Origin of the sequence: Gelidibacter algens (genome assembly GCF_001678675.1) — a bacterium.
GTDB classification, from domain to species: Bacteria; Bacteroidota; Bacteroidia; order Flavobacteriales; family Flavobacteriaceae; genus Gelidibacter; species Gelidibacter algens.
Genome location: NZ_LZRN01000001.1, coordinates 191,653 through 217,112, shown reverse-complemented (window position 1 = coordinate 217,112; position 25,460 = coordinate 191,653). Strand labels below are relative to the sequence as shown.

The 25,460-nt window shown below is 39.4% G+C and carries 17 protein-coding genes; 11 read left to right on the top strand and 6 right to left on the bottom strand.

The window, feature by feature from the left end; genetic code table 11:
* Nucleotides 1–72 precede the first annotated feature (72 nt).
* The 5 genes from A9996_RS00900 to A9996_RS00880 all read left to right on the top strand — a co-directional run bounded on the left by A9996_RS00900 (nucleotide 73) and on the right by A9996_RS00880 (nucleotide 7,224).
* Nucleotides 73–2,472 carry an ABC transporter permease gene (locus A9996_RS00900; protein WP_066429872.1) on the top strand — a complete coding sequence of 800 codons (2,400 nt, stop codon included), beginning with the start codon at nucleotides 73–75 and terminating at the stop codon, nucleotides 2,470–2,472.
* Between the two features lie 97 nt (nucleotides 2,473–2,569).
* The gene (locus tag A9996_RS20335; RefSeq protein WP_066429870.1) at nucleotides 2,570–3,304 is read left to right on the top strand and encodes an ABC transporter permease; all 735 of its coding nucleotides are present in this window, start codon (nucleotides 2,570–2,572) and stop codon (nucleotides 3,302–3,304) included.
* The gene (locus A9996_RS00890) at nucleotides 3,270–5,006 is read left to right on the top strand and encodes an FtsX-like permease family protein (protein WP_066429869.1); all 1,737 of its coding nucleotides are present in this window, start codon (nucleotides 3,270–3,272) and stop codon (nucleotides 5,004–5,006) included. The genes A9996_RS20335 and A9996_RS00890 overlap by 35 nt, the downstream gene beginning before the upstream one ends.
* 108 nt (nucleotides 5,007–5,114) lie before the next feature.
* Nucleotides 5,115–5,783 (top strand): ABC transporter ATP-binding protein, encoded by a 669-nt coding sequence (locus A9996_RS00885; protein ID WP_066429868.1) that lies wholly within the window; start codon nucleotides 5,115–5,117, stop codon nucleotides 5,781–5,783.
* A gap of 25 nt (nucleotides 5,784–5,808) precedes the next feature.
* Nucleotides 5,809–7,224 (top strand): TolC family protein, encoded by a 1,416-nt coding sequence (locus A9996_RS00880; protein WP_066429940.1) that lies wholly within the window; start codon nucleotides 5,809–5,811, stop codon nucleotides 7,222–7,224.
* 100 nt (nucleotides 7,225–7,324) lie between these two features.
* Here the strand turns inward: A9996_RS00880 and A9996_RS00875 are convergent, their stop codons facing one another.
* The 4 genes from A9996_RS00875 to A9996_RS00860 all read right to left on the bottom strand — a co-directional run bounded on the left by A9996_RS00875 (nucleotide 7,325) and on the right by A9996_RS00860 (nucleotide 11,843).
* On the bottom strand, nucleotides 7,325–9,715 hold the full coding sequence (locus tag A9996_RS00875; RefSeq protein WP_066429866.1) for a DUF2309 domain-containing protein: 2,391 nt from the start codon (nucleotides 9,713–9,715) through the stop codon (nucleotides 7,325–7,327).
* Nucleotides 9,712–11,199 (bottom strand): proton-conducting transporter transmembrane domain-containing protein, encoded by a 1,488-nt coding sequence (locus A9996_RS00870; RefSeq protein WP_066429856.1) that lies wholly within the window; start codon nucleotides 11,197–11,199, stop codon nucleotides 9,712–9,714. Before A9996_RS00870 ends, A9996_RS00875 begins: the two co-directional genes overlap by 4 nt.
* A 117-nt stretch (nucleotides 11,200–11,316) precedes the next feature.
* Complete coding sequence (locus tag A9996_RS20180; protein WP_066429855.1) at nucleotides 11,317–11,538, bottom strand: hypothetical protein; 222 nt, start codon at nucleotides 11,536–11,538, stop codon at nucleotides 11,317–11,319.
* The gene (locus tag A9996_RS00860; RefSeq protein WP_066429853.1) at nucleotides 11,538–11,843 is read right to left on the bottom strand and encodes a hypothetical protein; all 306 of its coding nucleotides are present in this window, start codon (nucleotides 11,841–11,843) and stop codon (nucleotides 11,538–11,540) included. The genes A9996_RS20180 and A9996_RS00860 overlap by 1 nt, the downstream gene beginning before the upstream one ends.
* Before the next feature lie 116 nt (nucleotides 11,844–11,959).
* Here A9996_RS00860 and A9996_RS20905 point away from each other — a divergent pair, with 116 nt between their 5' ends.
* From A9996_RS20905 to A9996_RS00835, 6 genes are all read left to right on the top strand, one after another.
* Nucleotides 11,960–12,433 carry a LysR family transcriptional regulator gene (locus A9996_RS20905; protein ID WP_346210578.1) on the top strand — a complete coding sequence of 158 codons (474 nt, stop codon included), beginning with the start codon at nucleotides 11,960–11,962 and terminating at the stop codon, nucleotides 12,431–12,433.
* Between the two features lie 46 nt (nucleotides 12,434–12,479).
* Nucleotides 12,480–12,884, top strand: a complete 405-nt coding sequence (locus A9996_RS20900; RefSeq protein WP_346210577.1) for a LysR substrate-binding domain-containing protein — start codon at nucleotides 12,480–12,482, stop codon at nucleotides 12,882–12,884.
* Between the two features lie 572 nt (nucleotides 12,885–13,456).
* A complete protein-coding gene (locus tag A9996_RS00850) occupies nucleotides 13,457–14,515 on the top strand; it encodes an efflux RND transporter periplasmic adaptor subunit (RefSeq protein ID WP_066429848.1) in 1,059 nt (352 codons plus the stop codon).
* Between the two features lie 8 nt (nucleotides 14,516–14,523).
* Nucleotides 14,524–17,613, top strand: coding sequence for an efflux RND transporter permease subunit (locus A9996_RS00845; RefSeq protein WP_066429846.1), 3,090 nt, complete (start codon nucleotides 14,524–14,526; stop codon nucleotides 17,611–17,613).
* Nucleotides 17,600–18,919 carry a TolC family protein gene (locus tag A9996_RS00840; RefSeq protein ID WP_066429843.1) on the top strand — a complete coding sequence of 440 codons (1,320 nt, stop codon included), beginning with the start codon at nucleotides 17,600–17,602 and terminating at the stop codon, nucleotides 18,917–18,919. Before A9996_RS00845 ends, A9996_RS00840 begins: the two co-directional genes overlap by 14 nt.
* Nucleotides 18,920–19,181: 262 nt before the next feature.
* The gene (locus tag A9996_RS00835) at nucleotides 19,182–21,218 is read left to right on the top strand and encodes a protein-disulfide reductase DsbD family protein (RefSeq protein ID WP_066429839.1); all 2,037 of its coding nucleotides are present in this window, start codon (nucleotides 19,182–19,184) and stop codon (nucleotides 21,216–21,218) included.
* A gap of 125 nt (nucleotides 21,219–21,343) precedes the next feature.
* On the opposite strand, the gene A9996_RS00830 is transcribed toward A9996_RS00835, so the two are convergent.
* Nucleotides 21,344–22,999 (bottom strand): serine hydrolase, encoded by a 1,656-nt coding sequence (locus A9996_RS00830; RefSeq protein ID WP_066429836.1) that lies wholly within the window; start codon nucleotides 22,997–22,999, stop codon nucleotides 21,344–21,346.
* 86 nt (nucleotides 23,000–23,085) lie between these two features.
* Entirely contained in the window at nucleotides 23,086–25,326 is a 2,241-nt protein-coding gene (locus A9996_RS00825; RefSeq protein WP_066429834.1) for an FUSC family protein, read from the bottom strand.
* Nucleotides 25,327–25,460: the final 134 nt, after the last annotated feature.

Here is a 25,460-nt window from a genome sequence, read left to right as displayed (position 1 = left end):
AGGGGAAGGCTTACTCGGAACTAGCTCCCTCCCCTTCGGGGAGGGTTGGGGAGGGGATAAAAAATATAAATCATGATAAGAAATTATTTCAAAATCGCTTGGCGAAATATCAAGAAGAACAAGGTGTACTCGTTTATAAACATCTTTGGACTCGCGCTTGGTCTTGCGGTGACGATGATTATTGGATTATGGATTGTAGATGAGTTCAACTATAATGATCATTTTGAGAGCAAAGATCAGATTGCCCAGATCATGCAAAACCAGACTATTAATGGGTCTATAGAAACCAGTGAAGGTCTTCCTCTAGCACTGGAATTTCAACTGCGAGATAATTTTGGTGATGCGTTTGGGTATATCGTAATGTCATCAAGACCTGATGAACGCTACTTAAGCTTAAAAGATAAAGTAATATCCAGTACTGGGCGTTTTATGCAAGTTGATGCGCCAGACTTGTTAGAGCTTGATATGATTGAAGGCACAAGAAAAGGACTGAAGGAAACTAATTCTATACTACTATCTGAAACTACGGCTCAAATACTTTTTGGAAGTGAAAGTCCATTGGGGAAAACTGTGGTCTCAAACAATGAGTACACTATGGTTGTAACCGGTATCTATAAGGATATCTCCACGAATAACAGCTTTAGTGATATGCAATTTATCATGCCTTTCAAACATTGGATGTCTACGCGATGGGGTTGGCTTGAAAATCAAGATTCTGATTGGAGTTATAATCCATTTTTTATTTATGTAAAGCTATCAAAAAACGCAGATTTGGCCGCGGTGAATGCTCGAATCGTGAACCTAAAGAAAGATAACCGTCCGGGCGGGGATGTCTTTAATTCCCAGTTATTTGTCTTCCCTATGACAGATTGGTATTTGCATTCCAATTTTGAAAATGGCAAACCAGTTGGTGGACGCATTGAAAACGTCTGGTTATTCGGTATCATCGGATTGTTTGTGCTCATTCTTGCCAGTATTAATTTTATGAACCTTAGCACGGCTCGATCAGAAAAACGTGCACTCGAAGTCGGCATCAGGAAATCTATCGGCTCGACAAGAAGACAACTGATATATCAATTTTTGAGTGAATCATTTTTGGTTGTTTTACTCGCCTTTTTCCTGGCCATGGGGTTTGTACTAGTCTCACTTCCCGCATTCAATACCATAGCAGGAAAGGACGTCATCTTTCCGTGGTCAAGTAGTCTATTTTGGATGGTATCTTTAGGGTTTATAGGTTTTACAGCATTGGTTTCTGGTAGCTATCCCGCATTATACCTATCGTCATTCAAACCCATAAAAGTCTTGAAAGGTACTTTTAAAATGGGCAAGTTTACTGCGCTGCCAAGAAAGGTGCTTGTGGTAACCCAGTTTACAGTCTCCATCGCACTTATTATTGGAACGCTGATTGTAAAGGATCAAATTGATTATAGTAAAAATAGGCCGGTAGGTATCAACAGTGCTCAATTGATCCAGCTACCGACCTCGAGTCAAGATTTTTCAGGTAAGTATGACCTCATTCGCAACGCGTTTTTAAGTTCTGGCTCTGTGACCAAAATGGGATGGGGTACCAGTCCTACAACAAGTATTTGGAATTATTCTTCTGGATATGATTGGGACGGTAAGCCTGTTGATTTTAATGAAAGCTTCGCGCAAATGGCTATTTCTTTTGATTATATAGATGCTGTAGGAATGAAAATAATAGAAGGTCGTTCTTTTTCGCGTGACTTTGCGACAGATTCAAATGCGGTTGTTTTAAACAAAACTGCTGTCGAATATATGGATATTAAGAACCCTGTAGGAAAATACATTCGTCGGAATGCGGCAGGTCCTAACGATGTCCCAATGCAGATTGTGGGTGTGGTGGAAGATGTGATCAATGAGTCCCCTTACGAACCTGTTTCCCCTCAAATGTATCAATTTGGTCAGGGTACTGGCGGCTTTTATTATTTGAGGCTTAATCCCAATCAGGCAACCGGCAAAAGTTTAGCTTCCGTAGAAAAAATATTCAAAACAAATTTTCCTAACCTGCCTTTTAGCTATGATTTTGTAGATGAGGAATATGCGCAGACTTTTGCTGCGGAAGAACAAATTGCAAGCCTTGCTAACATCTTTACAATTTTGGCCATTATGATCAGTTTTCTCGGACTATTTGGACTAGCCGCTTTCGTAGCGGAACAGCGTACCAAAGAAATTGGTGTGCGCAAAATCCTTGGAGCGAGTGTCACTAATTTATGGGTTATGCTTTCAAAAGATTTTATCGTTTTGGTGATGATTGCCTTTCTCATCGCAACCCCGCTAGCTTATTATTTTATGAGTGACTGGATTGCGAAATTCTCTTATAGGACAGATATTTCAGCAGGAATATTTTTGATTGCAGGATTTGGAGTATTGCTTTTGACGGTGATTACGGTGAGTTTTCAGGCCATAAAAGCCGCCGTCACCAATCCAGTGAAAAGTTTGAGGACGGAGTAGGCCCCCTAACCCCCAGAGGGGGAACACTTACTCGGAACTAGCTCCCTCCCCTTTCGGGGAGGGTTGGGGAGGGGAGTAATAAAAAATAATATTATATATGATACGTCATCACTTCAAAATTGCACGCCGTTATTTGTTTAAGAATAAATTGTACTCCATCCTCAACATTGTTGGGTTGGCCTTGGGGATTGCAGCCTTTGTGATCATCATGCTCTATGTGGGTTATGAGCGCAGCTACGATAAATTCGACGGTTCAGATCAGGTCTATAGAATATACATGGACTATGCCGAGGGCGGAAACTTTGTTCCCGGCGATGCGCAGACCTATAACCTCACGGGACCAACTTTAAAAAAGGAATTTCGCGAAATTATCGAGCAGGTTCGCCTTTACCGTATTGAAAACATGGTATTCTTAAACGGCCAGAAGTTAATTACAGAACCCTATGGTTCATTGGCAGATGCGAGTTACTTTAAGATTTTTGACAATCCATTGATCGCTGGTAATTTAATCGATTTTGAAAAGCCTAATACGATGATCCTTACAAAAACATTGGCTGAAAAGATCTTCGGAAAAGAGCAAGCCGTTGGAAAAAGGCTTTCGGTTTTTGATGATGGCGAGGCAACGATGGAAGTTGTGGGTATTATTAACGACATCCCCAAAAACACACATTTTAAAATAAATTTTCTAATTTCATTTTCAACCATCAATACATGGGAAGGGATGGAAAATAATGCCAAACCCAATTGGAGTCGAAACAACTTTTTCACCTACGTAAAAGTGGCTGAACATATAGATTTTGAGGCTCTTACAAAAAAAAATAATTGCGAGTGATTTTGAAAATGATCCTGACGAAAGGCATAATATTGAGCCAATTTCAGCAATCCATCTAAATTCCAATAAACCTTTTGAAGCAGAAGCGAACGGAAGCTTAAGCAGGGTTCGGTTTTTATCGGCAATTGCATTTATTATCCTTATCCTTTCATGGCTGAATTATATAAATCTGGCCACTGCAAAATCTCTCGAAAGATCTAAGGAAGTTGGCATACGTAAGGTAGCCGGGGCCCAACGATCACAATTGATGTTTCAATCTTTGGGGGAGTCTTTGCTGCTGAATTTGCTCGCCATGCTTTTCGCAATAGGGCTGGTTTACTTGTCACTTCCACTATTCAACACCTTTGTTGGTATAGAGCTCAATTTAGGATTTTCTAATTTGAGTGTCATATTGCCATATCTTGGTTTTATACTTTTGGGCACCTTACTTTCAGGTCTTTATCCAGCTTTAGTAATCAGTGGTTTTTCGCCAATTCGCGCTTTGAAAGGGAAAGTAATTGCGACTCGTGATGGCGTCAACATTCGTAAAGGATTGATTGGTCTACAGTTTTTTGCGACTGTGGTTTTAATTATCGGAACCTTGGTCGTATCACAACAGATACAATTTTTAAGAGCACAACCGTTAGGTGTGGATCTTAGCCAGACAGTTGCTCTTAAGGGCGAAATATTGGCAAACGAAAACGATTCTATTATCCGTCAAAAATCAACTGTTTTGCAGTCTGAACTTATGCAATTGCCCTTTATTGAAAGCGTTACCCAAGCAAACACATATCCTGGCGATGGATTTGATAACCTTTCGTCAAATATAGGTATTGGATATCCTAATGGAACAAAAAATGAACGCTTAGTATTTTATTTATACGGTGCACAGCCCAATTATTTTGATGTACTAGGAATAAAGTTCTTAGCAGGAAAAACCTATCTGCGGAAGGACCCCGGTGTCCAAAATTTCGATATTGTGATCAACGAGACATTTGCCCGAATCATGGGTTTTACCGATATGTCAGAAATTGTTGGAAAAAATGTAAAGTTTTGGGATGAAACTTGGATAATTACTGGCGTTTTTGAAGATTATCACCACTTCGGATTGAAAAGTAAGATAGAGCCGATGTTTATTGGTGACATTAATTGGGCCTTTGGCTCTGGCGGTCTCGATAATGTCATAGTCAAAATGAACACGGCAGGACTTTCTTTAGCGACAATGGATACTAATCTAGAGCAGATTAAGCAAAAATGGAATGAGCTTTTTCCGCAGAGCACTTTGGATTATACGTTTCTAGATAAAAAGTTCGAAGCACAATATGAAGAGGATACAAAGTTTGGTGCTGCATTTCAATTGTTTACAGGACTGGCAATTTTTATTGCCGCATTAGGGCTTTTTGGTTTGACATCATATACCATCTTACAGCGCAAAAAGGAAATCGGCATTAGAAAAGTGAGTGGTGCATCAGTCATGCAAATTCTAACCTTACTCAACAAGGATTTTCTCAAATTGGTGGCCATCAGTTTTATTTTTGCTGCACCTATAGCCTGGTATGTTATGGACAAGTGGTTGCAGGAATTTGCCTATCAGACAACCTTGAAATGGTGGATTTTTGGACTAGCTGGTGTTGCTGCTTTTTTGGTAGCTATTATCTCTGTTAGCTTCCAAGCCATAAAAGCCGCCATCACAAATCCCGTAAAAAGTTTGCGTACTGAATAATCCCCCTAACCCCCGAAGGGGAACGCCTACTCGGAACTAGCTCCCTCCCCTTTGGGGAGGGTTGGGGAGGGGATAATAAAAAATAATATTAATAAATAATTAAAAAACATGCTACTAGAACTTAACAACATCTTTAAATGGGTAAACCAGGGCGGAAAGCGGATTTATCTCCTGAGTGATATCAACCTCAAAGTGGAGGAGGGCGAATTTATCTCCATTATGGGACCCTCAGGTTCAGGAAAATCTACGCTTCTCAACGTTATCGGAATGCTCGATGGTTTTCAAGAGGGTGAATATAATTTTCTGGGCGAATCGGTTCATTCAATGAAAGAAAAAAACCGTTCCAAACTTTATAAGGAGTACATCGGGTTTGTGTTTCAGGCGTACCATCTTATTGATGAACTTACAGTGTATGAAAATATTGAAACACCGTTGCTCTATAAAAATGTAAAGTCCTCTGAACGCAAAGCTTTGGTGGCCGACATGCTTGACCGGTTCAATATGGTGGGCAAAAAAGATCTTTTTCCTAGTCAGTTGAGCGGGGGTCAGCAGCAATTGGTGGGCGTTGCCCGTGCCTTAATTGCCAAACCAAAACTCATTTTGGCCGATGAACCCACAGGAAATCTAAATTCTAAACAGAGCGAGGAGATTATGCAGCTTTTTAAAGAACTCAATCAAGAAGGCGTTACGATCATTCAAGCGACACATTCCGAAACGAATGCCGCTTATGGGTCGCGAGTTATACATCTTTTGGATGGAAGACGGGATCAACAGTAGAAACAATTCATCAATCACATATATTATGACTTTTAAAATTTCAATAGTGCTGTATTTTGCAGCCACCATAGTTCTTCTTGCCCAAACTGAACAGAGAACAGCAATCACGCTTGAAGAGTGCATTAGTTTGGCGATAGAAAACAATCTAGACCTTAAAACGACAAAGCTGAGTAAAGACACGTGGAATGTGAATTTCAGACAAACTAAAAATGCATTGTTGCCCAGTGTCAACGGATCCTACAATTTAGGTGTTGTAAATGGCCGGAGTATTGATCCTTTTACTAACGGTATTGTCAACCAAGAACTAACTTTTTCTAATGCCGCCTTAGGTCTTGATGTCGTCGCTTTTAATGGATTCAGACTTATAAACCGTTGGAAACAGGCAAAATTAAACTTGAAATCGGCCGAAATGGAAGTGGAAGCTGCCAAACAATCCTTGATTTTAAATGTCACCTTGACCTATTTACAAGTGTTGAATGCCCAGGACTTGGTTAAATTGGCAGAATCCAGATTGAAAACCACCCAAGGTCAACTGGACAGATTGAGAAGTCTCTATGAAGAGGAAACTGGAAATCCGGCTGAATATCATGACCTCCAAGGTCAATTGGCTTTGGATGCATCGAGTATTGTAGAAAGCAAAAACAACCTTGAAACCGAACTTATCAATCTTAACACACTTGTTAATTCAGAAGGGACCATCACAGCTGCCCCTTTAAATATGGAATTGGATGTTGACGTATATGGCCACACGGCACAGGCAGTTTACGAACAGGCATTACTGGTTTTTCCAACTATAAAGGCTCGTGATTTAAGTTTAGAAGCAGCGGAAAAAGGTATCGCAGTGGCACGCTCGCAATATGTGCCAGAAATAAATCTCTTTGCGAATCTTAACACCAACTATTCCAGTGCAGCCAGACTTTTTAATGAATCAGGTACAAGCATTGTTGAAACGGGTAATTTTGTGACTGTGAATAATCAGGAGTATAACATTTTTTCTCAGCAAACCAATTTTAGAAGTGAGAACATTCCCTATCCGGATCAATTTGATAATAACCTGAACTCTTCCGTAGGGGTTTCAGTGAATGTTCCAATTTTTAATGGCTTCAGAGCTAAAAATAATGTGGCTCTCGAAAAAATTAAAAAGGAGGAAGCTCAAACAGCCTTGGCCCAGATAAAGTTGGAGCTTAAACAATCCATCAAGCAATCCTACAGTGCCATGCGCACTGCTTTTGAACGCTATAAATTGTTACAGCACCAAGTGGAGGCTTACAAGGAATCGTTCCGGATTAATGAAATACGCTTTAATAACGGTGTTTCCAATAGTGTGGATTATATTATCAGCAAAAACAACTTAGACAATGCCGAAACCAATTTGGCCAATGTAAGATATGAATACGCGCTTCGAGTTAAAATTTTAGAATATTATCGGGGAACTATTTGAAAATGGACATGTTTCATTCCGAGAGTTCATAGGAAAAACTCACCGATTCAAGGTTCATTTTAATCACAAGTTTACGTGTTCAGCTTCCTTTCAATAGTCCTTATATCGTAATTTCGGTTGTGGCTAATTCTAAAGCGTTAATTTTTTTAGCGTTTGTAGGTGTATTGCTTTTAGACATTGCTACCCATTGTATCGACTTTTTATATCTATATATCTCATTGTTTTGTTTAGGATCCATAACCATCAAATAAATCCATTCGTTATCAAGAAGTGTTTTCAAATGGGTGTTCCTAACTAGGATTTCTGATACACGAGCGATTGGTGCTTGAATCATGACCGACAATCTCAAGGGTTGGTGGTACATGGCATCATCAGACCCGAATAAGGATTGCAGTGGAAGACCCATTTTGAGGTCGCCGCCATTGCCTTGTACAACTCCAAATTTACCTGTAATGTTATGGGTGATTTTAGAGCCGCCTCCATAAATATTATTATCTACTGTAGAAAAGTAGTAGTGGTTATTAATCCATTGTGTCACGACCATCGGCCCTTGCATGATACCTTCCAGAGCACTGCCAGTGGTGTCCAACTTCCAATCGTACGAATGAAGGAAACAGCGACTGTCAAGATTGCTATTTTTGGTCAAGTGCCTTGGGCCGACAATAAAGCCTGCATTTTTCGCAAGGCCCCATTCCGGTCTTGTCTCACCCCAATTGTTCGCTTTTTGTTGCGCTGAAGAAACACTGTTGCCTTTAGTTCCTAGTCTATCTTGGGTAGCGGTTTGCTGTGCTCTCGAAAGATTCGTTTTCAAATTCTTGATAAGCTGCCTGTGCGAATCTGGTGCTTCGGAATCAAAGAGTACAATGTCGTCTGTGGTGGTGTTGTGTTCTGCTCCAATAAAGAGTGTAGATTCCGGAATCATCACCCCATGTGTTTTTGCCAAAGCGTTTCTAACTTCTGGTAAGTTGGCCAGTTTTGCCAGCATTCGTGCATTGTGTCGTCCCGGGCTCGCTGCACAGGCACCACAATCTAGGCTCGAACCAAATGGGTTGTTGGCAGAGTGGCTTCCGTGGCCTACAAAAAGTACCAAAGGCGCAAACTGTTTCCAGCCCATCAGGTCGAATGCAGATTTTACAATCCCTACTTTTTCATCCAGCGGAATTCCAAGCGTGTCCGATTCCTCTTGCAGTGCTTTGTTGATATCAGGTTGGCACGTCGCTTCCATTTGGGAGGCGTTTCTCTGATTTTTCCGATATATCAAACCAGGCGTTAGTGTTCTTGCCATCAAAGACAGGCCGTAATAAAATCCTGATCCTTCCACATAACCAAAAGCCGACGGTAGCATGTTTTTCATGCGTTTAAGAAAATAATCCCCGAATTTTGAACGTTCATTTTTCTTTTTATAGGCTGTAAAGTGCTCTTTTTTATCTGCTTGTGCTGTTTCTGAAACGGTGTATGCCGAAGATAAAATTGGCGGACAAGCTTTACGAGTGATGCCGTCCTTTAAACTCTGGTAATCCATCGCGATGCCAAAAAATCCAGCATAACCAAAAGTCTCGTAATTGCCTTTTGATTCTACATGTCTTCGGATAAGTTCAGAACGTGTATCGATACAAAACACCATCTGAGCATCTGGAAGTGCCGCTCCATTTTTAGATGGCGTGGAAATGGCTCCATTCTCCAGAGTCTTGACCAACTGGTTCTGCCAGCTTTGTTCCCAGGCTTGTAACCAAAGGTGTTGCAATTTTGGGATGAAGTCATTTCCGGCGTCTTCCTTGTTTTCTTGAAGTATCGGGACATTTAATTTATGGGCTGTCCAAAGACGTGCTGCCAAATAATCCATCAAGTCTATCGGGAAGTCTTTTTGCCAATCGGAATCTGATTGCGTACGATGGTTAATATAGCCTGTCCATCCCGGGAGTGCTGCCAAATGATGGGTAAATATTTGGATATAATCACTTTCGGAATAATCCTTTAAAAGTTGTTCTAACGCTTCACTACTTGTTTTTGGAATTTCCTTTAGAGCCGTTGCTCCAATTTCAGAATCGTAAATAGCTAAAAACCGCCAAGCTGTGTAAAATCCTTCACTTTTATAAGGTATTTCCCATTCTGCAAGGCCTTCATCCATAAAAGCAGATAACCATTTTGCCATGATTCGGTCCAAACCATGGTTGCCATTCAATTTTTCTATAGATTTTTGAGATTCCAAGAGTTTCAAATAGAGTTCTGGCGATTCAGATAAACCATTTTCTTTTAGAATTGAAGTCAATACATTTTTATCAATAGTGCCTTTTTTCCATGCTTGCCGATAGAGTTTTGCTGTTGGAAAAGCATTGGCATTAAAATGCTTCTGAGCTGAACTTGTGGCTTCTTGAAACGATGCGTTTTCATAACCCGATAAAGGATTGGAGGCTACAAAAGTGTATAAGGGCCATGTTTTACCAATGACTTTTGAAGCTTCATTAATGCTGTTTAGAATGACTTGGTTCATATTGATTTTGCTTTGTACATTAATACTGTTTTTTTATACGGTTGTGAAATGTTCATCAATTTGACATAGAGCCAAGGCAGTTTTTTATAGACTCCCAATTTCATAATGAAAAAACCAATTAGAAAGATGATGCCGAAGATGATTTGTACCCATGTTAAAGGCATTGGCTGGGCAATCATCGGCATATCGAACATGAGAATGGTGACGCCGTTGTACATCAAGGCATAAATACCTATTCCTGCAATAAAAAGTGCCGGTGGCACAATGATTTTTTGAAGTAAGGACAAACTTTGCTCCTTGAACAAATTGTAAGTGGCTTGGCCCACAGTAATGGCAACGATGAGGGTTAAAAATACACCACTATCCATTTCCATACCTTTTCCTGTCCAGATAGCAAATAAGTAGGCACCAAGTCCACCGAAAAGCAAAACAACAATCGCTTGAAGTGGTTTGATTTTTAATTGAACAGTTTTTTCTGGGGTCGTCTGTGCTATTTCCTCACCGGAGGATAAAAACAAATAGGCTTTATAAAATCCGTGTAGGATTAAATGCACTACTGCCGCATTGAAAAAACCCAAACCACATTGCATAATCATAAAACCCATTTGAGCAATAGTGGAGCATGCCAATTTTTGTTTGACATTCACTTGTAGCAGTTTTGTAAACTGAGCAGTAATAGCGGTGAGTCCGCCTATGATGAATAGAATGGTCAAGGTATTTGAGGCAAACAACAGGGTTGCAAACAAAGCCAACAAAATTCCTGCCCCATTCACAAAACCTGCATGCATCAGCGCAGAAGCTGGCGTGGGAGCAGTCATGGCTGAAAGTAACCAGCGGTGAAATGGATACATCGCCGATTGCACCATGGCTGCTGCGATGATACAAACCGCCGATGGGATCACGATGTAAAGTGGCAAGGCGGCAACAACCATTGACAAGCCACTAATTGTGAATTCATTGCTAAAGAAAGACAATAGTAATAAACCTATGGTTAAAAAAAGCGTACCGATCAAAAAGTACTTTTGGGTAAATTTTGATGCCTCTCTGGCTTCACCCCAGGTTTTGTCAATACCAATCAATTGAGACATGAAAATCCCCATAATTAACCAGCTGAAAATTAAGAGTATAATATGATTGGACATGACTAGGAGCATCACAGATAAGGTGAAGCCTAGACATAGCATCATAAATCTGGAATGGAATTTAAATCCTGACAGATAATTAAGGGCATAACTGCTTACGATGGCACTAAAAAATGTGACGGTAGTCCAGATGAGAACGGTAAAACCATTGATTCTGAACAAGCTTTTCCAACTCCATTCTGGCATGTTGAAGAAGTTGAGTATGAGAAAAGCGAGGTTTCCAAGAAACAGAAGCCATATTAGCAAGGTCACAAATTTGGAAACTATTGGCTCCCGTGTGTCAACAGCTTCGCTTTTGGTGTTTTGGGTAATGTTTGAATCTAAATGAGTTTCAAGTGTCATTATGAAGTGTTTAGTGAATTTTAGTTTGCGTTAGTGGCTTAAGCTGATGCAATTGTTCGATTGGTTTTCAAATATCTAAAGTAATACAAGGCCGTTCTTTAAGTTGGGTCTGTGTTATTATATATCTGAACTTGGTTCGTTTTCATTGCTTTCGCCTAGCGTTCTTGCAAAATAAACCATACCGAGTATGAGACTGCATGTAATGAGCTTATCAAAAAAAACATGGTTTTCAAAATAAGATATGGTAATAAAAAACAGCAAGGTCACTAAGCCAATGATTGGTAGAATTTTTGATTTTGAAAAGGGCATTTGTGGTTTGGATTTTCTTTTAGTTAGCATTAGGCGATGGTTATTTCGAGAACACCATTTATTTTCAAATTTTTACCTAAGCCCTTGATACTATTGATAAACTCACGAGCAATCGCTTTCTCTTTTTCGAGTTCCCCAATACGTCCATCAAGTTCATCAGTTTTGCAGGCGTGGTCGCCTTCCCACATTTGAAGTCTTTGTAACTTGTGAAAATTGATTTTCTCGTTAATCAGATTTATAATAATATCTGAAGCTTCAGAGGGTGTAAATTCACCTTTTACGAGTTGAATTTTTTGATTTAATTTTTCGGTTGGTGCTAATTCTTTTGTTTTCATTTTAATTGAATTTTTTTAAAATTAATAGATAGTAAATGTGTTTACCGGGGCAAATATTACATATATAATTCATTAATTTTTATTTATATTTGTAATGTTATATATAAATATTATTTATGAATTACACGCTACACCAACTCCATATTTTTCTGAGAATAGCTGAACTCAAGAGTATTACAAAGGCTTCGGAAACTTTACATTTAACCCAGCCAGCGGTTTCTATACAGCTCAAAAATTTTCAGGATCAGTTTCCAATTCCACTTACGGAAGTGGTGGGAAGACAACTTTATGTCACAGACTTCGGATTGGAAATAGCCGCCGCAGCGGAAAAAATCCTGAATGAAGTTCACGCCATTAATTATAAAACGCTCGCTTATAAAGGACAACTTTCGGGTCGGCTTAAAATCTCGATCGTTTCCACTGGAAAATATGTCATGCCTTATTTTTTATCAGATTTTATGCAGCAAAATGAAGGTGTCGATTTGACTATGGATGTGACCAATAAATCACGAGTTGTGGAAAGTCTAGAATTGAATGCAGTTGATTTTGCATTGGTTTCGGTCATGCCAAAAAAACTGCAAGTGAAATAAAATTACCCTGATGCAGAATAAGCTCTTTTTTGTGGCTAGTAGCAAATTGGAACTTGAAAAAGGTCTGTCGAGAAAAAAGCTTTTTGAAGAAGTCCCTTTAATTTATCGTGAACAAGGCTCCGCGACCCGAAATGCAATGGAACTATTCATATCGAACAACAACTTTTCAGTAAGAAAAACAATCGAATTGACCTCAAATGAAGCCGTAAAACAAGCTGTTCTTTCCGGTTTGGGATGCTCAATTATGCCGCTAATTGGCATTAGAAATGAGCTAAGAAATAAAGAATTACAAATTTTACCTGTTGAAGGACTGCCTATTAGTACTGAATGGAACTTAATTTGGTTAAAATCTAAAAAACTATCCCCGGCGGCATTAGCTTATCTTGAATTTTTAAAGGAAGAAAAGGATAGAGTGATTGGCGAGCAATTTGCGTGGGTTGATACTGTTTAATTGCTTAACGCAGTAATATAATTGTTCTTGCATAAAGCTTACAACACTAAAAGTGCAAATAGTAGAAATCTGATAAGTTTGAGAATGGAAAACATTTAAACTCGAAAACGTAACTTAACTTTTCGTGATATCAGAGATAATCAGAAGCGGAGCTGGCTTCAGTACGTAATGAGCTTGTTAATAAATTGCTTTACATGTAAATGCTTTCTGAACGCAAGCTTTCAAATGAGTAATATAGAGCACTGTGATGCAATTTGGAAAGGTTTAAATTTCTGATAATATAGCTCTAGCTTTCAGTCAAAGATTTTCAGCACTTTCTGCCTGTCACATCATAAAAAAAGTCGAATTGGATGGGTCTCATAAAAAGTTGACGTGATTGTTTCTTAAGGTCAGACTTCACGGCTGCTTTGTTTCACATCATTAATCACCAGAGCCAAAATCAGTGCTCAATAATAAACCTTGCATTTTTCTTAAAGTTTGTTAAATAAAAATTAAGTTTCTAAACTTCTGAATTTAAAAAATTAGATTTGTTAGCCGAGTAAGTATCCTCAACTCCTAGACATCCACCTTTAATGAAAAAAAGATACATTTTTTTAACGCTTTTTATCTGTGGGATAATTGCGCTCATCGTCTATAGAATAAGCACTAATTCAAAAATTAACAGCCCTACAAATGAAAAAAAGACGGTCAATGTCATGAGCGTTGAGGGACGAGTTCTTAAAGCCGAAAAATTTGCGGATAATCTTACGCTTTCAGGGACTTTGGAAGCCAATGAAGAGATTGAAGTACGAAGCGAAATTTCTGGTATCGTAGAAAGCATCAACTTTGAAGAAGGCGCAATGGTTTCAAAGGGTCAGGTGTTGTTTCGTGTAAATGACATTGAGCTGCGCGCTCAACTATCTAAAGTAAAAACAGCGCAACAACTCGCCTCTGAAAATCAAAGAAGAGCCAAACTTCTATTGGAAAAACAAGCAATCAGTCAAGAGGAATTTGAAGTGTCCAATGCTGATTTTGAATCGGCTCGAGCCGAATCTCAACTTATAGAAGCACAACTGTCTAAAACTACCGTTCGCGCACCATTTTCAGGAACCATCGGCTTACGTTCTATTTCTAAGGGTACTTATGTTACACCAGCAACCCCAATTGCCAATCTGGTAAATACAAGCCAACTAAAACTTACCTTCGCTATCCCAGAAAAATATGTCTCCCGAATGAAGGTTGGCAGTCCGTTGACCTTCACAACATCCAATTCTAAAGAAGAACACGCCGCTAAAATTTACGCCCTTGAGCCTCAGGTTGACATTGCAACACGAACTTTGAAAATGAGGGCCATGGCCGAAAATAAAGACGGTAAACTATATCCGGGTACTTTTGCAAATGTCACATTGCCGCTTGAAACGGTTAATGATGCGTTGCTCGTGCCAACAGAAGCCTTAATTCCCATTCAAAATGGAAAAAAAATATTTGTTTCCCAAGGCGGAAAAGCCAAAGAAGTGGTGGTAGAAACAGGCGCCAGAACCGACAGTATGGTACGTGTGCTTAAAGGGATTAAAGCAGGGGATACCATTTTGACTTCTGGTGTGATGTCACTCAAAAATGGAACACCAGTAAAAGTGAAATTTAAGAATTAAGCAAACTGATGAGTTTATCTTCCTTAAGCATCAAACGTCCCGTACTCACCATTGTGATGAATTTGGCCATCATGCTTTTTGGGATTATTGGATTTACCTATCTTGGAGTCAGAGAATTTCCATCTATTGATCCTGCCCAAATATCTGTAAGCACAAGTTATTCAGGGGCTAATGCTGACATTATTGAATCTCAAATTACAGAACCGCTCGAAAAATCCATCAACGGGATTGATGGGATTAGAAATATCACCTCTTCAAGTAACCAAGGATCGAGCAGGATTAACATCGAATTTAATCTCGATAAAAATCTTGAAGAAGCCGCCAATGATGTTCGTGATAAAGTCTCCCAGGCCGTTAGAAGTTTACCTCAGGATATTGATGCACCACCAGTAGTGTCAAAGGCTGATGCCGATTCTGGTGCCATTATTTCCATGACCGTTCAAAGTGATAATAAAAATATTCTAGAACTGACAGATTATGCAGATAATGTGCTCGCGCAGCGTTTGCAAACCATCCCTGGGGTGAGCAGCGTTCAAATATGGGGGCAGCGCCGCTATGCCATGCGCATGTGGATTGATCCTATTAAATTGGCGTCTTATGGTGTGACCGTTGCAGAAGTAAGACAAGCGTTATTATCGCAAAACGTCGAGTTGCCTTCAGGTAAACTTACCGGAGCAAACACGGAATTGACCGTAAAAACGATAGGGAACTTATCTACCCAAGACGATTTTAACAACATCATCATAAGCTCTGAAGGTGGAAGAGTGGTGCGCTTTAGTGATGTTGGCAATGCCACCCTGGAAGCTGAAAACATGGAAACCAAGTTGAGTGATTCTGGGCAACCCATGGTTGCATTGGCGATTGTACCACAACCTGGGGCTAATTATGTGGCCATAGCCGATGATTTTTATGCGGAGTTTGAAAAACTTAAGAAAGATCTGCCTGAAGATTTCAAGTTAAATGTTGTTATAGATGATACCCTTTTCGTCAAACGCGCCATCACTGAGGTGGTTGAAACTCTGGCTATTTCTATTGTGTTGGTTATCTTGGTGATCTATTTCTTTTTTAGAAACTGGTCTATGGCGATGCGTCCGCTCATTGATATTCCAGTGTCATTAATTGCCACATTTTTTATCATGTGGATGTTTGGGTTTTCAATTAATGTATTGACGCTACTTGCTATTGTACTCGCTACCGGTTTGGTGGTAGATGATGGGATTGTGGTTACAGAAAATATCTATAAAAAAGTAGAAGAGGGCATGTCGCCCATTGAAGCAGCCATAAAAGGGTCCAATGAGATTTTCTTTGCGGTTATTTCAATTTCCGTAACCTTGGCAGCAGTATTTCTTCCTGTTATTTTCTTAGAAGGTTTTGTGGGGCGTTTGTTCAGGGAGTTTGGAGTGGTGATTGCTGCTGCGGTATTAATTTCAGCCTTTGTTTCCTTATCATTAACGCCTATGCTCAATGCCTATTTGATAAAACCTGGGAAACAGAAACGCTCAAAATTTTATGAGGTTACAGAGCGCTATTTTGTGAAGATGAACAAGGCATATGCGAGTTCCCTGGGTAAATTCATGAAAAATAAATGGTGGAGTTTCCCTGTTTTGGCGGTTTGCATCATAATGATTGGAGTGTTCTACAACTTGCTTCAAAAAGAAACAGCGCCTTATGACGATAGGAGTTATATTCGGGTTAGTGTAACAGCTCCGGAAGGTGCTTCGTATGATTATATGGATCGGTTTATGGGCGAAATTACAGAGCTGATCAACGATTCCATTCCTGAAAAGAAAGTGAGTTTGATTATTACGTCTCCAGGTTGGGGGTCGTCTTCGGTCAATAGCGGTCGTGCCATTATTTCATTGGTAGACCCAAGTGAGCGTGAACGTTCGCAAAAGGAAATTGCTGAAGATCTTACCAGATGGACCAAAACTTTTGAAAATGCACGTTCCAGTGTTTCTGAAACGCCAACTATTGCCGTAAACAGAAGAGGCGGGATGCCCATTCAATATATCATTCAGGCGCCTAATTTTGAAAAGTTGAAAGAGAAAATCCCTGAATTTATGGAGGAGGCTGAAAACAATGCTGTTTTTGCCAATACGGATGTGGATTTGAAATTCAACAAACCTGAAATCTATGTGACCATAAACCGTGAGAAAGCAAAGAGCTTGGGAGTTTCTGTTTTGGATGTCGCGCAAACCTTGCAACTGTCGTTAAGTGGACAACGTTTTGGCTACTTTATGATGAACGGCAAACAGTACCAAGTTATTGGACAATTTGATCAAAAGGACAGGAATGCACCGATGGACCTAAAGTCGATGTTTGTTAAAAACGACAAGGGACAATTGATCCAGATGGATAATTTGGTGACAACTGAAGAGCAAAGCAGTCCGCCGCAACTCTTTCACAACAACCGGTATATGGCAGCGACGGTATCTGCTAGTTTGGCGCCAGGCATGAGTATTAACGATGGTATTGAGGCAATGGAATCCATTAAAGAGAAAGTTTTGGACGACTCCTTTACTACTGATCTGGGTGGAGAATCCCGTGATTTTACAGAGAGTAGCTCCAATACGCTTTTTGCCTTTGGATTGGCGCTATTGCTCATATTTCTAATTTTGGCAGCGCAATTTGAAAGCTTTATAGATCCGTTTGTGATTATACTTACCGTGCCAATGGCCGTCGCTGGTGCTTTGTTTTCATTGTGGCTGTTCGGTCAAACGTGGAATATCTTTAGTCAAATTGGCACCATCATGCTCATAGGGCTCGTGACAAAAAACGGGATCTTAATCGTGGAGTTTGCTAATCAACTTCGTGAAGAAGGGATGACTAAGCATGATGCCATTATGAAAGCGTCAGAATCAAGATTACGTCCAATTTTAATGACCAGTTTAACCATCGCTTTAGGCGCGTTGCCAATTGCTCTATCACTAGGTGCAGCGTCTACAAGTCGTATCGGGATGGGAGTGGTTATTATTGGAGGCACGATGTTTTCACTGGTGTTGACTTTATTTGTCATTCCATCTATTTATATGATGTGGTCTCGAGAAAAAAAACACATTGCAGAATTTGATAAAATTGATAGTTATGAAACCGAATAAACTGTGGTCACTTTGTCTGAGCGCATGTTTGGGAATGCTCTCTTTCCAAACATCTGCCCAAGAATTGTTGACGCTTGAAGAAGCGGTAGAAATTACTTTGCAAAACAATTACGAGATTCGTTTGGCGCAGAATGATTTGAAAGTAGATTCTTTGGGGGTAAGCATAGGATTTGCCGGAATGCTCCCAAGGGTTTTTGCTGAAGCAAATACGAATAACAGTACCCAAAATATTTCGCAAACGCGTTCTGATGGGACTGTAAGAGAATTGGATAATGCCAAAAACAACAATCTCAATTATGGGGTAGGATTGGACTGGACTATTTTTGATGGCTTAGGGATGTTTGCGCGCTACGACCAATTGAAAGAACTTGAAAAACTGGGGAAAGCACAACTGCAAAATACCCTACTGAATCGTGTGAGTGTGGTGATGATTACCTATTATGATTTGGTGCAACAACAGCAGCAATTGACCGCTTTGGACAGTACGTTGGTCATTTCACAACAACGGGTACATCTGGCTGATAACCGATTTAGTATAGGTAAAGCCTCAAAGTTGGAAGTATTAAACGCCAAGGTAGATCTCAATACTGACAAAACTCTTCAGATAAGACAGAACGAGCTCTACGAGAATACCAAGATCAGGCTTAATGAAATCATGGCAAGGGATACCAACATTAATTTCAGGGTTAAAGATGAAGTGTTGATTGCTAATAATTTACAATTGGCCGAGTTGGAGCGTTTGGCAACGATACAGAATCCGGAATTGCAAGCGCAACTTATTAATAAGCGTATCTCTGAATTGGAATTGAAGCAAATTAAGGGCAATCGTTATCCTAGAATTTCGGCCACGACGGGTTATAATTTTAGCGATTCAGAATCGAGTTTAGGGTTTACCACAAAAAATATTGCCCAAGGATGGAACTACGGCTTTGCTGCCAGTATTGACATCTTTAACGGTTCCATCCAGAATCGGAACGAAAAAATAGCAAAACTTCAAATTGAAAATTCATCTCTCGTCATAGACCAGCAAATACAAACGATTAAGTCGCAACTGTACGTAGCATTTCAGACCTATTTGACGAATTTGAGTTTGATTGAATTGGAAACCAATAATGAAGACATTGCAAAGGAAAACCTTGACATCACGTTGTCAAAATATAAGATAGGAACGATTCCTACCATCGAATTTAGAACGGCGCAACTCAATTACATCAACGCTACTTTACGTTTGAGCAATGCCCTCTATCAAGCTAAACTATCAGAAATTACATTAAAACAACTTGCAGGTAATTTATCCTTGCAGTAATAGAAAAGTATATCTGGATTGTTTCAGATAAAAGCTTCTAAAGACTTTGTTAAAACCCCTCACAACCAATCAAAATAGTATGTCTTCCAGTTTCTTTTATTTACCTTCGCGGATTGATTTTACAAAAAAATAAATATTTTTGACAATTTATTACAAGGGTATTCCGCAGTTACAAAGTCTTGGTGATAGAGAAGTTACAACACATGGTTTTTATGTTTTTTTCTGTTTTAAATATTGATAATCCCAAATTAACACTATCGAAATGAAAAATTTCTTTCTTTCCTTTTTACTGGTTTCATTCACATGGACAGCTGCAAAAGCACAAGTTTTGGATCCCGTAAAATGGACCACTTCCGTAGAAAAGATTTCTGATACAGAATATGATCTCATAGCAAAGGCAAAAATAGACAGAGGTTGGCATCTTTATTCACAAAGCGTTCCTGATAACGGACCAATACCAACGACGTTTACGTTTGAAACCAATGAGAAATTTGAGCTCACAGGCAACACCATCGAAGAGGAAGGACGTACCATAGACGATCCAGTTTTTGGAATGCGTATCAAATTTTTTGAAGATGTTGCTGAGTTTAGACAACGAATTAAGTTGCTGAATAACGAGCTTTCGATTGTAAAAGGTGAAGTGGAATTTATGGTCTGTGATGATATGAGATGTTTGCCACCATCATATATTGATCTGAGTTTTGATTTAACTAAGACTGAGAAATTCTCTGGAACAGATTCTAACGGATCAGATTCTAATGCCTCAGAAGATAACAACATAATTGATTTTCAGAATCCCGTAAAAACAAAAAACAATAAAGAAATTCTTGTTACGGATAAGCAGGAGAAAGAAGCCGATAACACAGGGCTTTGGACAATATTCATCTTGGGTATTGGCGCTGGGTTTATCGCATTGTTTACCCCATGTGTCTTCCCATTGATCCCGATGACGGTGAGCTTCTTTACCAAACAAAGCAAAAATAAAGCCCAGGGCATTAAAAATGCACTCATCTATGGACTTTGCATCATTGTCATCTATGTTCTTTTGGGCACAGGCGTTGTGGCCATTTTTGGCGCGAGTGCCATCAATGAGTTCTCCACAAGTGTGGCCTTTAACCTGATTTTCTTTTTTATTCTTATCATTTTTGCGGTCTCCTTTTTGGGTGCTTTTGAGATCATGCTGCCACAATCATGGGCAAACAAAATCGACAGTAAGGCAGGTAAAGGCGGATATACAGGCATTTTCTTTATGGCCTTGGCGCTTGCCATTGTTTCCTTTTCATGTACAGGGCCTTTTGTAGGTAACATTATAGTGCTTTCTGCAACTAAGGGCGGACTTGCGCCAATGATTGGGATGTTAGGCTTTTCGATGGCATTGGCATTGCCTTTTGGTTTATTCGCAGCATTCCCGGGATGGTTGAACTCCCTGCCAAAGTCTGGTGGTTGGCTGAACACCGTTAAAGTGGTATTGGGATTTTTGGAATTGGCATTTGCCTTTAAGTTCCTATCACAAGCAGATCTTGTGTTACAGTTACATTTCTTAGAGCGTGAAGTGTTTATTGCCATTTGGATCGCTATTTTTGGTGCCTTGGCCTTCTATCTCTTCGGAAAGATCAAATTGCCACATGATTCTCCGCTGACACACATTTCAGTGGGTCGTTTGAGTCTTGGATTGCTAGTTTTAAGTTTTACTATTTATATGATTCCTGGACTTTGGGGTGCACCTCTTAATTTAATCAGTGCCTTCCCGCCACCATTGGATTATGCTGAATCACCTTATGGCGTTGGGAATTCAAAAACAGGAGGAGGCTTTATTACCGGTGATGCCCAAGAACTTCCTGATGGCGCACATCTTTTGGCACCACATCAAATATTGGCGTTCAATGATTATGACAAAGGCTTGGCATATGCCAAGAAAGTTGGCAAACCAGTCATGTTGGACTTTACAGGATGGGCCTGTGTAAACTGTAGAAAGATGGAACAGAACGTTTGGCCAAATGACCAAATACTCAACATTCTTAAGAACGAGGTGGTATTGATTTCTCTCTATGTTGACGACAAGCGCAAGCTTGAGGACGATGAGGTGGTAGAATCCAAATTACGACCTGGAAAGAAGTTAAAATACATCGGACAGAAATGGAGCGAGTTCCAGACCATCAAGTATAAAACAAATACACAACCTTTTTATGTGCTTATGGGGCACGATGAGGAAAATCTCAATGCTCCTGTTGGCTACACACCAGATGTAGACGACTATTTGGAATGGATGAATGAGGGCGTGGATGCTTTTAAAAAATAACAGGGTTACTTCAAGGATTAGAAAACGGAGATTGGTAAAGAACCTCTAATGTCAATCTCAGTTATAAATAAAAAAACCACTTCATTTGATTGAAGTGGTTCATCATATAAAAGTTTATAAAAATGTTACTCTATTTTCTTGGCAGGAAGTTGCTGACCGCCTTGATGTAATGTCAAACTTTTTACTTTTCCTTCATCATTTTTGTCAAATACCAATTGGGCTTCTACAACTTTTAAGAAAAACGTATCTTCCTTTTCTGCAAAAATCTCTAACTGAGGTTGCCCTGTCAATTGCGCAAAAATTTGTTGGTCTTTTGTGGTGATGTCCATGATGAATCCTGGCTGTAATTCATATTTACCGACATATTGTGCCAAAACCTCAGAAGCTAAGTTGATTGTTGTTTTAACCGAAGGATTTACCTTATCAATTTCTTTGCCAATAGCTATAGTCTTACCAGAGGTGAATTTGGCTTCTTTTTTACCATCCTTCATAGAAAACTCATAAGATGTATTGCCACCATCAAAAATGAAGTTGTTTTCAGCCATCGGATAAATTTCAAGAATACTGCTGCCTTCTCTCTGGCTAAATAATTTTCCGTTTTCAAAAGTGACATATCTGATCACTTCATCTTCAAATTGATACACGCTTACCCATTTTTTGAGTTGGGCTTCAGATAATGCAATAGCATCTTTTTTATCAGGAAAGGGTTTCCCTATGGCCATGGCAGCTATTTTTAAGGCGGCAGCATTAACATTGCCACAATCACAATTGGATAAAGCAATCACATACATGTCTTCCTCTGGAAGAAAAATGCCCATCGTGGTATAGCCAAAAATACCGCCCCCATGCTGAATACTTCTAGAGCCATTTATATCAGCTTCCTCCAAGCCATAACCATAATTAATAGGCTCTCCATTATTGAGGGATGAGCCATGAATAGCTTTTTCCATGCTCGTTTTTTTAACAAGTGAATTGGCAGACAGAGCATTTTGCCATTTGAGCATATCATCAATAGTAGACATGATAGCACCTGCAGCATAAGGTAATGTCAAACTCAAATAGTCTGCATTTGAATAACCATTTTCATTTCTTGAATAGCCCGAAGCTCTATTTGGAATGAGGGTTTTCATGCTGCCATAATAAGAGTCTGTCATTCCTACTACGTCAAAAATATTTTTTTGAATAAAATCAGCATAGGTTTGTCCTGAAACCACTTCAATAATGTGGCCTAAAAGAATGTACCCAGAGTTATTATAAAGAAATTTTTCGCCTGGGTCAAAATCCATAGGCTCATTTTTAAAAGCATCAATGATCTCGGTTGGAGTCATGTCAGTTCGTGCCATTTTTTGAAAACTGGGCATATCAGTATAGCTTCTAATACCTGAGGTATGGTTGAGCAACTGATGTATGGTGATGGTTTTGCCCTGGGTTGGATACTCTGGAATGTATTTGGTTATGGCATCTTCAATCTTGAGTTTTCCTTGTTCTTCCAACATTAAAATAGCAACAACCGTAAATTGTTTTGTGATGGAACCAATTTCAATAACGTTAGAGGGCTGCATGGGAACTTTAAGTTCCAAATCTGCCATTCCGAAGGCTTTTCTGTAAATGGGTTGGCCTTCTTTCGCAATTAAAACAATAACTCCAGGGGCATCACTTGGATATTCTGAAGATAAAAAAGTATCGACCTCTTTTTCTAAATTTTGAGCGGTGATCTCAGTTGAAAAGGCAAGTAAAACAAAAAGGATACAAAAGAATTTAAAGAGTTGATAAGATTTCATAAAGTTGTTTTTCAGATGGTTATATACGTATGACGCTTGTAATCGTAAAATGGTTACAACATTCCTGAATTTTATGCAATTAATTTTTACAAGGTCTCTTGGTACTTTAAAGTAGACTTCTTTAAATTTTCAGAAAGTGTCTTTAACCAAACCAATTGGTTGGCAATCAAATAGGCTTCCTGTAAATTATGAAGCGTCTCAGTATCCAAATCCGTTTGGCCCTTTAGTATGTCTTCATCACGCGCTTTTGATAGGCTGTGATAGGATTGCAAAAGTTTCTCCTGGGCTTTTTCAATATCAATACTGGTAGTTTCACAGTCTTCCTGATCAGTATCTAAAATACTACAGGAGGACTGGAGTGTATTGGCTATCCTTAAAATGAGCGCATCAAATTCTTTGGATGCAGGTGTGGTTTGATGATTGATCACAAAGCTTCCTATTGAGGCTATGGCAGAGACCATGGTTTGGTTTAAGGTCACCATCCCATAGATCAACTGAAATTCTTTTTGTTTAGATTTAGGATCTTGTGTCAATCTCTGAAAAGCGGCGTTCAAGTTGCTAATGGCTAAAAAGGCTTCCTTTCTTGCCAATTTATAGCCGAGTTCGTTTTTGCTTTTATCATGGTACAACTGCTGGGTAGCCAATAGATATTTTCGGTTTTTGTTCAAAGCATCCACAAGGACACTTTTTAAGTTCATGGCTTCCCAACTAGGCCATAAGGTATAATTGGCTACCACGGCAATACTTGCCCCAATAATGGTATCAATCACCCGGTATTGAATGACCTGAAAGGCATCAGGGTTGATAAGCGAATACACAAATACGATATTGATGGTAATCAAGGCGGCTGACGATTTGTAATTCTGTTGTACCAAGGCAAAAGCCAAGGTGAGTGAAATGATGGCCAAAACTGAGTATACAATGACATTTTGGGTCAGCAATACTATGCCAATTGCAATGGCAGCGCCAATGAGTGTTCCAATAATCCGATCTTTGGAGCGCTCTTTGGTCAGTCCGTAATTGGGACGCATGATCACGATAATGGTCAAAAGGATCCAATAGGTATTTCTAATGTCCAACAAGGTTCCTAAAACAAATGCGAAAATAATGGCGACGGTAAACCGTAAAGCATGTCTGAATAAGGTCGATTTTAAGCTAAAGTTTTGCACGATAACATTCAAGCGGTATTCCTGAAGTGTTAAAAATTGAGTGGTATCCTGTCGTTTTAAGGACACTTTGGAGGCGTCTGTAACATTTGCCATGACCCGACGTATTGCTCTAATTTCTTGGGAGATTTGTTCCTGGTAATCGTATAAATTTCTGAGTACTAAAGCACCTTCCCGCGCTTTTGGTAATTGAATGTCTTCAATATATTGGGTAATATTATCTTTTACTTTTGAGAGCGCATTTAATAACGCATCCTTATCTGAGACTTTATCATTTTGGATCAATAGGTCAGACAAGGTTATCAGTTGGTTACCCATCACCTTATTGAGATTTTTGGAAGCTTTCAGGTATTTTTTATCGCTGAATAAGCGATCTATTTCGTCATAATCTAAATGTTTGGCTTCAATAAGTTCAAAAATGTTGACTGATGAAATGAAGATCAACAAATGTTTTTCGTCATAATGCGAGCGTCCTGAACGTTTGCGCTCCAGCAGAAGTAATTCTCTTAAGGTTTCATGTTTTTCATTGATTTTACTTTGCAGTACAAAGGCCTGTTGCATCAATTCTTGACGCTTTGTTTTTTTTGTCAACAAGCGAGCTCTCAACTTGAGATAGTCGCCAATAAGCGTCAAGGTCTCCGATAGAAATTGAATTTCATCTTTTTTGGGAGCTAACTTTCTAAACACGAAAGACACAAACAAATACCAAAGTCCGCCGCAACCCATCAATAGCACATGCGAAAAAATTTCCTGAGCAGTATCTTTCTGGACAGCAAAAGCCAATACCATCGCCAACAATCCTGAAAATGACACCAAGGAGGCTCTAAACCCATAAACAGAAATCAGTGATACGAAAAATGATATGACCGCCAACATAATAATCAGAAGCGGGAAATAGGGTTTGCAAAAAAGTACAAGGGTAAAAATGACCATGGTCAAAACCGTGCTGATCAAAATGGCATTGACCTTACGCTTTAGACTTCCTGGGATGTCTCCAGGCGCATTTAAAAAGGCGCCCATAACAATTGCTAGCGCATATTCAAAATAGCCCAAAAAGTAGAGTATGGCCAGTGGGGTCACCACAGCAAAGCTCAACCGGACACCTCTATAGAAGTGAGAGCTTTTTAGGAATATTTCTATGGTTTTAAGATATGCTTTCAAAATGAGCTGTTATTGGTGCAAAGGTAAATGAATTGATTTGCCCTAATCTATAGTAATGTTATTTTAATGTTAGAGAATCTGACCCTTTTGGACACTTAATATGGCTTATTTCAGGATGTGGTGGTGTGAATTTG